5 protein-coding genes are annotated in these 8955 nt (G+C 52.8%); 2 read left to right on the top strand and 3 right to left on the bottom strand.

Translation table 11 applies throughout. The features are described from left to right. From NG895_RS21050 to NG895_RS21040, 3 genes are all read right to left on the bottom strand, one after another. Positions 1-1619: hypothetical protein (locus NG895_RS21050; RefSeq protein WP_252854503.1), on the bottom strand; the 1619-nt coding region annotated here is incomplete at its 3' end. 991 nt (positions 1620-2610) lie between these two features. Continuing rightward, positions 2611-6138, bottom strand: coding sequence for a serine/threonine-protein kinase (locus NG895_RS21045; protein WP_252854502.1), 3528 nt, complete (start codon positions 6136-6138; stop codon positions 2611-2613). 161 nt (positions 6139-6299) lie between these two features. After that, a complete protein-coding gene (locus NG895_RS21040; protein WP_252854501.1) occupies positions 6300-6872 on the bottom strand; it encodes an ECF-type sigma factor in 573 nt (190 codons plus the stop codon). Positions 6873-6996: 124 nt separating this feature from the next. On the opposite strand from NG895_RS21040, the gene NG895_RS21035 reads away from it, so the two are divergent. After that, the gene (locus NG895_RS21035) at positions 6997-7794 is read left to right on the top strand and encodes a hypothetical protein (protein ID WP_252854500.1); all 798 of its coding nucleotides are present in this window, start codon (positions 6997-6999) and stop codon (positions 7792-7794) included. Positions 7795-7972: 178 nt separating this feature from the next. Continuing rightward, positions 7973-8590 carry a PEP-CTERM sorting domain-containing protein gene (locus NG895_RS21030; protein ID WP_252854499.1) on the top strand — a complete coding sequence of 206 codons (618 nt, stop codon included), beginning with the start codon at positions 7973-7975 and terminating at the stop codon, positions 8588-8590. Positions 8591-8955 lie beyond the last annotated feature (365 nt).

Genomic DNA, 8955 nt, shown 5'->3' with positions numbered 1-8955 from the left:
CTGAGGGTGATCTCCCAGTTCTCCAGGCCGACGTCACCGGCCGACAGATCGCCACTGGCGTCCGTGTCCTGGTACTTGTAGCCACTCTTTGTCGCTACCTGGTAGTTGCCGAACCGTATGTTGGCAGCTGACGATGGAGCATCGAAGTAGAAAGCGTATCCGTAACGACCGTATCCGCCGTAATCGTTCGGGTTCACCACCGTGGTGTTCTGGTCAGGGCTCTCGAGCCAGCCATCCTGCATTTCTTCCACGAGGATGTAGGACCGATCCTCTTGGATGTTGAGGAAGTCGGCAAAACCGCCACTTTCCGTTGTTCGAGATTCAACAGGACCTTCGGAGAACTCATCCGCGTCCAGGACACCATTCTCGTTCGTGTCGACGTAAAGCTCGACATTCCAGCCATCCAGTCCCGGGTCAGCGCCGTCTTCATAGTCGCCATCGGCGTTCAAGTCATGGTATTTTTCAACGACAAAGGACCCAAAGGTTACGAGTTGAATCAGAGTGTTGCCGAAGTTCAAGTCTGTTACGTCCGTCTCGCCTATGGTTACCACATGTTCGTAGTTGTCGCCCTCCATCGGGAAAGTCTGCGACCAGAAGAAATTCTCTGGCGGAGCTGGTAGATTATCGCTGTCTTCTCGAATCGTATAAGTGATTCCTGGGATTAGGTTGTTGAACGTGTAGTTTCCGTCCGCATCCGTGGTCGTGGATATTTCGCCTACGTCGAACGTGCCGTTCCCGTTTTCATCGATATAAATTGTCCAGCCTTCTAGTCCCACTTCGTCGTCGGCGTTCCCCAATACGTCATCTGCTCCATCGGGATCCCAAATGCCATCTGCTGCTAGACCACCTATGTCGAGAAACTTCGTACCAGCAACACTGTGCAAAGCTCCCGGTGCACGCACCGCCCATTCTTCATACCCGTCGTTCGTTGGCTGTGGTTCGCCGAACTTGCTGTACAAAGTCACAAACTCAGTGTCATCGCCGAAAAGGTTATTCGGTACGTACACGAAAAGATCGGTGCGACCGCTTCCTGCTTCGAGCTCATAGTTGAGAGCGATGGTGTTGTCTTCATCAAAGTCCAGGTCGTATATTAAAGTACCCGTTGGCCCTGAGGCATCGGTAAATATGTGCTCGCTGAGTGGAACACTCGATGTGTAGACCTCAACTTCGTTTAGCGACAGAAGGGGATTGGCGTTCGTTTGATTAATGTCCAGGAGAAACTCGCGATAGGCTACGCCATCAATCACTGCAACTGGAATGCTCGACAATTGAAGGGCACGATTGAAGGTCGCTGATGCACCTTCATCGTACTGAGCCGGAATCGCCGTTCCGAAATCGCCACCACGATCTGTATTGTAGCCTTGCTCGGTACCCGTGTTTTGGATGCGCACAAACGAGTGAATGTTTCCACTTCCAGCTGCAGAAACGATTTCGTCATTGGTGAAAACGGCATCGTTTACGATCTCCGTGACGCCAGTGAATGTAAAGTCGTAGGTCGCAAGTAAGCGGCGATCTTCAAGCGACTCGCAGGCAAGTCGCCGAGGACGAACGCCTCGCTTTCGGTCAGAATACTTGCGTACCGATTTCCGCAGCCGACGACGCGTAGAGATGCGTCCCATGACAACCCCCTGTCACGAACAGAAGCCCCGCAAGGCGAGATGGAATGAGCTGGGAGCGGTTGCAATTTTTGGCTTGAGAAGTCGACCGCCTGTCGCCCCCAATTCTTTCTATAGCGTTGCTAGTGAGGCAAAGCAATAAGCTAACTCCGGAATTAATAAAAAAAGACTCTTTGAAAATCACCGCAAAGTCCACAAGTTAAGTTTGCCTTTGCCAGCTTCATCGCGGGGCACAGCCACTCTTCTTGGGGGCCTGAAGCAGACCACTGTTCACAAAGTTCATCAGCGGGATGCGAAGCGTTTTCCTCGTCTTTGCGCACACTACGACTCCAATTTCTGAAACTTCCGACACATTCTGTCAGCCAGCTCAGTTCAAACTCCTTCCGCTGTTGAAGTCGCACGTTTCCAAACTACAAAGGCATGGCGATTTGTGCGCATCCCCGAATTTGCAATCGCACGGGGTTCGGCGGCTCAGCTCTGCCGCGGGCGTGCTACGACGCGTCGGCTTCCATTTTCCGGCTAGTGAACGAGCTAACTCAAACGCGACATCCGAGCTACAGCGGATGGACCAGCCGACCGGAGTTGCGCCGGACGCTAACGTGCAGCGGTCGCGTCCTAGATTTGCCACCTCGGTCAGTTCGCCGGAGTGCCAGCTTTTTGATCAGCGGGATGTTGATCATCATGGTACGACACAATGCGACTGTTGTCGAAGCCGCTCCAGCACTGGTAGCGTCGTTCCAAGTTGACCTTCACCGAGCCGCGGCCAAGGAAAGAATAGACTGCCGTTTTGCCGAATCTGTGCGATCAACGTGCCGAGGCAAGACCACAGAACCACTTGAAGTAATGCCGGTTCATCAGTCCTCTTGTTAGCGATCCACATTGGCAAGTTCCAGGCAAGATGAACGGATGAAAGTGTTGCACCTCATTGATGATGACACGAGGTAGATTAGAATACCGTCCATCGATGCCTTACTACTTCAGCGACTTTTGGACTTCATTCGGCCGACTGGCGCGAGAGAAAACCGCGCTGCGTCAATTGCTCGCGGCGCTGCCGCCAGTCATTAACGCTTAGAACATCTGCGATGCCGTTTTCGTCAAGTGTCATGCCAGTGATCGTTTCTGCCCAAAGCGCTACATCGTTCACATTTCCCTTCAATGGGGTTGGAATCCGGTGATAGATGGCGGGCGTTGCTTGACTTGGTAAGACTATGTAGCCTAGTCCAGTTGAGGTGACCATACTGTGGTTGTCTGGCCAAAATGCGACGCAGACAAACGGGCCTTTGTCAATGTCTTTAGTGTGAACAATGGCTGGTCCCAATTGACGCGAGGTTGCGACGTCCCAGAAGCGAGCCTTACCGTCTAAGCACCCGGTGACCAATAACTCACCATCCGCAAAGAATGCGGGCCTAGTTGCTTGGGAGGGATGACGTAGCGGCGCAGAGATCAAATTCCCTGTCGAGGACCAAATTCTTGTGGTTTGGTCAGAACCCGAGGTCGCGATGCGCGACCCATCTGGACTAAACACTGCGATGCAAAAAGTAGGATGGAGAAACTTATTAATGGCTTGGCCGGTCTTCACGTTCCATAGCCGCGCAAATCCATCCGCTCCGCCCGTTAGCATCAGATCTCCGTGGAAATCGATAGAGAACACCGGTCCTGTATGGGAACGATGCGCAAACTCTTGATCCAGCGGAGTTCCTGTTTGCGCGTCGAACAGCTTAACTACACCATCGAAATAGCCAACTGCAACGAGCCCCTGAGCACTAATTGCTGTGGAAAACGCAGGTTCTCTTTGGCGAAGAAGCTTGGCGATCGGTTGGCCCGACTCCAAATTGCACAAGGTGGCGACTCCAGTACTCCCGATAATGACTGCACGTGCAGACTCCGTGTCACACGCTGCTTGAATAACCGGACCTTTCCATGGCAGGGACTCTCCGATGGCTTGTCCTGTAAGTGCCGTTCTTAATTGAAGGCGGAACTGATCTCGTACGAGGATTGCATTTCGCGGGAAATCGAACGCAAGCGGGTATTTTGGGGCATAGGAGGGGCTAGTTAGAGTGCCTGATGCATCGGCAGGGGCCACAAGCTGAACGGCATTCATTGATCCAGAATAGAGAACTTTCCCATCCTCACTAAAGCCGGCACAGCGAATTAAAGTTTTGTTTCTAATTGATGGGCCGAGTTGACGGCCATCACGTACATTCCAGAGCCGCACCGATCCGTCAAAAGATCCCGATAAGACTATATCCTCGTCGACGGGGCTAAAGGCGACAACGGAGATGGGACCATCGCTGGAAAATTCATCAATGATTTCGCCTGTATCTAAATCCCAGCGGCGGGCGCATTGAGTGGAATCACCAGTAAGCAAGTATTTGCCGTTGCCACTGATGGCTATGCTCATTGCTGAGACGGGAATCTGAAGTGACGGCCGGTAAGCCTCACCGCTCATCTTGAAAAAGCTGATGTTTCCTTTTGTTGGCATGGCATACGGACCGGCATGCACGGCGAACCAGGTCCCGTCCTTGGCGAAGTCAGCAGCCCAGACAAGATTTCCCATTGCGAGAGGATCGGCTAATTCCTGGTGGTGCGTAGCGGTGTCGAAAAGCTGGACGAATCCCTTGCCTTGCAAGGCTTGTGTGTGTTCGTTTGCCCCTTCTAGTTCCGTTATTACTTGACGGCCGCTAGCCACCAAGAGCCGCGAGCCGCCGGGGCTAAAGAGCACCTTGGTGATGAACCCTCGCTGTCTACTAAGGGGAGTGGCCTCTCTCGATTTGGTATTAAATAGCTCGACTCGTCCATCTGCATAACCAACTGCCAACATGCTCGCGTCGTCGCAAAGATCCAGCGCCAGAACTCGACCGTCAAGGTGTTCGATCGTCTCCTTGCAATGGCCGTTTTCACGATTCCACTGTTGAATGAGAACGCCATTGTTCTCCTGACGGGCCGCCGTGATAACCGTGTTGCCATCCGGCGCAAAAGCAACTGCATCGACGCGACCAGACGGAGCTAACAACTGAAGAACACGGTTGACGCGGTCCTGCCAGCTTCCAAGATTTACGCGAATCACCCTTTCCAATTCTGGCGCACGTTCAGGAACAAGTTCTAAACTCCTTGCCATCCACAACAGTGCGCGATTGGCATCGCCTTGGTCGCCAAGCATCTGCCCCTTGTCCAGTGCCAGCTCGGCGCGAGCCCGTCTTGAGATCTGAAGCGCGTTGGTCGCGCGAACCGCTTGCCACGTACTCACCAGGGTTGCCAGGATCAGGATCATGGAGATCGCTGCTGCCATAGTCAAAAGTGCGCGGTGCCGACGGGCAAATTTTTGTAAGATGTACATCGTCGTCGGAGGAACCGCAGCCACGGGCGCTCCCTTTAAATATCCTTTGACGTCGTCCTCCAATTCGGACGCTGACTGGTAACGGCGTGTGCGATCCTTCTCTAGCGCCTTCAGGACCACCCAATCCAATTCCTGGCGCAAGATACAGTCCAAGAATCTTGGATCGGCGTCCCGATTCGCTGCGACCGTCGTCTTTTCCGCTTGGCTCAATACTGCGAGCCGTGTGGAGGGAGCTGGAGTGTCATCCTCACAAATGTGGCGTCGTATTTCATCGAAACCGACGCCGCGGATCGCATTCTGGTCAAGCGGCGTTTTGCCTGTCAGTAGTTCATAGAGCAGAACTCCGAGAGAATAGACGTCGCTACGCGTGTCGATATCCGAGCGGCTCGGGTCGGCCTGTTCCGGGCTCATGTAGTACGGTGTGCCGATGAACTGTTCGAACCGTGTAAATAGGGTCTTGTCTGTCAAGCGATGCTGAGTTGCTTTGACGATGCCGAAGTCGATGATCTTGGGTATCGGCCCTTCGTCCGACTGCGAGACGAGTACATTAGACGGTTTCAGGTCGCGGTGGATAATTCCTTTTTGGTGTGCGTGCTGCACCGCATTGCAAATGTTCGCGAAGAGCCGAAGTCTTTGTTCCGTACTAAGGCGATTTTTATCACAGAATTCTGTGACAGGTTGGCCATGGACCAATTCCATCACAAAGAAGGGACGCCCCTGACTGGTTGCCCCCGCATCAAACACCTTGGCGATGTTCGGGTGATCCATCATGGCGAGAGCTTGTCGCTCCGCCTCAAAGCGAGCAATCACTTGCCGGGTGTCCATGCCCAGCTTAATGACCTTCAAGGCAACTCTACGGACTATCGGTTCGGTTTGTTCAGCCATGTAGACATCGCCAAAACCGCCTTCCCCAATTTTTTGTAGCAATTTGTAGCGGCCAATGGATTCGCTTGTTGACTGTTCGTGCCAATCTTCTGTCACATCGATGCTTTCCCCGAGGGGGTCTACTCCCATCGCCATGAAGCCTTCGGCACGGGCGTCTTCAGCCAGCAGAGATTCGATTTCACGTCTAAGCAGGTCATTGTCGCGACAAACGTTGTTTAGGAATTGCTCCCGCTGTTCCGCGTCGTCTAAGGAAAGCGCGACACGAAAAATGGCCTTTTCGAATTCTTTTAAGTCGGACATTGAGAAGACTTCAGAGATTACAAAAAGTGCCTTGGATTTTCTGCACTATTGCGCAGCTATATCTAATGCGTTTTTTTCGAGGCTTGAATCCAGAAAAAATCACGGGCGATATTCATGCTTTAAAAATGCAGGGATAAACCGGGTGGGCAGGCTTGGCGGACTCAGCGTTGCAGCTCGCGATGTAGCCATGCTCGTGCAAACCTCCAACGCTCGTGTGCTGTGCTGCGGGCGATCCCTAACGCCTTAGCACAGTCTGCGATACTGAACCCGGAGAAGAAATGGAGTTTGACGATCTGGGCTTCCGTGGGGTGTTTTTCAGCAAACTGATCCAATAGATCATCAACAGCAATCAGGTCGTCGGGAGACTGCCCAGACTTGAGCAGGTCATCATTCATAGGTACGCGTTGCACTTGCCCGCCATGCTTGATCCTCTGCTTTCTCCGAGCGCGTTCGACGAGGATGCGTCGCATCGCTTCACCAGCAGCGGCGAAAAAGTGTGAGCGGTTCTCCCAGGATTGACCACCGCCAATGAGCCGCAAATAGGCTTCGTGGACCAGGTCAGTTGCAGCTAACGTTTGTCCCGGCAGTTCCTTCCTAATTCGACTGCTCGCCAAGAACCGAAGTTCGTCGTAAACGGTCGGCAACAGTTGCTCCGCAGCTAGGGGGTCTCCTTCTTCCGCCTGCAGTAGCAACTGGGTTAGATCAGTTCTCTTAGATTTACGTGCTTCAGACATATTTAGGATCTTCCGACTTTCTTCGGACACCGTCATCTGCAACGTCGCATTATACACTGTGCGGCCCTGTCAGTCGCATGGCGGCTCAACATCACGAACGACGCCTCACAGCTGGCACTTTCGAATGTACCGCTCCTCCATTTCAGAAAGGCTTAGAAAAATGGCATGTTCGAATCATCTGTACGGCTTTAGATTTCTTACCGCTTTGGTTGCATTCTTTGTGGGACCGAAATGCGCCCTAAGTGAGCAGATCCAACTCGTCTCTCCCAGCCAATTCGCTGACATGGAGTCACAAAATGACCTACCCACCATCCCTGGGTCGGAAGGCTCATTTCGCGGGCAAATCCTCTACGAGGCCTCCGATTTTTTTTCACTCGCGGGACCGCACCTGATTACGCAGTTCGCGTGGCGGCCAAATGGTAGCCAATCCGAGTCGTTCATAGTTTCTTCCGAGAGCGTGCTGTTCAGATTGTCGACAACCGAGAAGACGGTTGGCAACATGAGCTCGACGTTCGATGAGAATGTCGGTCCAGACGAACAAGTAGTGGCACAGAACGACGATCCGATGTCGATCGAGTACCCAGTTGTTGGGCCTCCTGGCGGGCCCATGGAATTCACAATCATCTCTGAGCTGACGAACCCATTTTTATACGATCCAAGTCAAGGAAATCTGCTACTGGATTTCATAATCTCTTCGGCTTCGGAACTCCCGGCGGACAACGTCGCGGTGCCCGATCCGACTTTGACGACGAAATGGATTGCTGGTCCAGCAGAAGGGACTACCGCAGTGCTCGAGTTCGGCGGAATCATTACTGAGTTCACGTTTGCACCCGTTCCTGAGCCCTGCAGTGGCGTTTTGCTGTGCATTGGTCTTGCCGCAGGGACTTCCGCAATTCGCCACGGGAAAGCCAAACGCTTCTGATAAGGCCCCTCAGACAATCTTCACAGATCGAAAACCGGAAAGATTGGGTTCGTCCAGAGTCGGTGGTGTGCTCGCCCTGCAAATCAACGCTTATACAGTAGCCCTAGCGACCATATTGATTGGGACAAAGTGTAGCTACTTACCTCGCATCCACGTACTTCAAAAATGGAAAGTCGAGATGGAATTACATCATACTACCACCACTGTAAGTAGGACTACACTTCTTTTTCTGGCAATCACCGGCGTGGCGCAAGCGCATTTGACGGGCACTAGGGACATCGATATCAGTGGTTTGCCCACAGGTGGCGCTGACCCTCTCGACGACGAAGTCTTGATGATCGATCTGGGAACTGGCGGACAAGACGCGGTGATCATCGGAGTAGGTTGGGACGTCACAATTACGGCCGACGATCCGAGTTGGTTGTCCCACGCTTCGATAGATTTTCATTCTTCATACATCGTCAACCCCGCTGGTTTCCCCATGTTTGGCGGCGATGATTTCTCCGGCACTGCTTCGTATTCCAGTGGCGGCATCGAAGACATCACGATGATCCCAATCCCTGGGACAGAAGATACTTTCGATCTATCGTTCACTGCCCCTGAAGGAATCCTGACATTAGTGCTGAATGAATTTGTCGACGACTTGTCTGTGGCTCCGGACGGATTGTGGGAGAGTCCAAGTCTTGTCACAGTCAGGTACACGTATGTTCCCGAACCTGCTTCGATTGTGTTGCTCGGTATGATGAGCTTGGGCTTGCTCAGTTCGCGATGCCGAAAGCGTGCAGTTGATGTTTAGACTGCAGTCCGGGGACAGTGCCTATCCTTCGATAGCGGGTGAACTTGCAGAACGCCGCAGACCGGAGAGTACGATGAACTAAGATAGTTGCAGAGGTGGCGAGACGAATGGCACTTAGATTTAGCTAAATTGTTTGCCTGAAGAGAGATAGGCGAAAAAGGCCTCGCTTGCTCAGATGGTTCTTGTCACAACCCATCACGGCAAGGAGGCTTTACGATGCGGGATGGTAACCATGGATCGATCCGACAACAGATCAATTTTCGGAGACGTCAGTTTCTGCAAGTCGGTGATCTGCCGTTTGCGGAGGTACTTTCCCTGGGGACGATAGCGCCAGCACTGAAAGCAATCGATAGCGTTCGGAAGGA

Origin of the sequence: Aeoliella straminimaris (genome assembly GCF_024054565.1) — a bacterium.
Classification (GTDB): domain Bacteria; phylum Planctomycetota; class Planctomycetia; order Pirellulales; family Lacipirellulaceae; genus Aeoliella; species Aeoliella straminimaris.
Note: the sequence above shows the minus strand (reverse complement) of the source record. Positions and strands in the feature narration are given on the sequence as shown.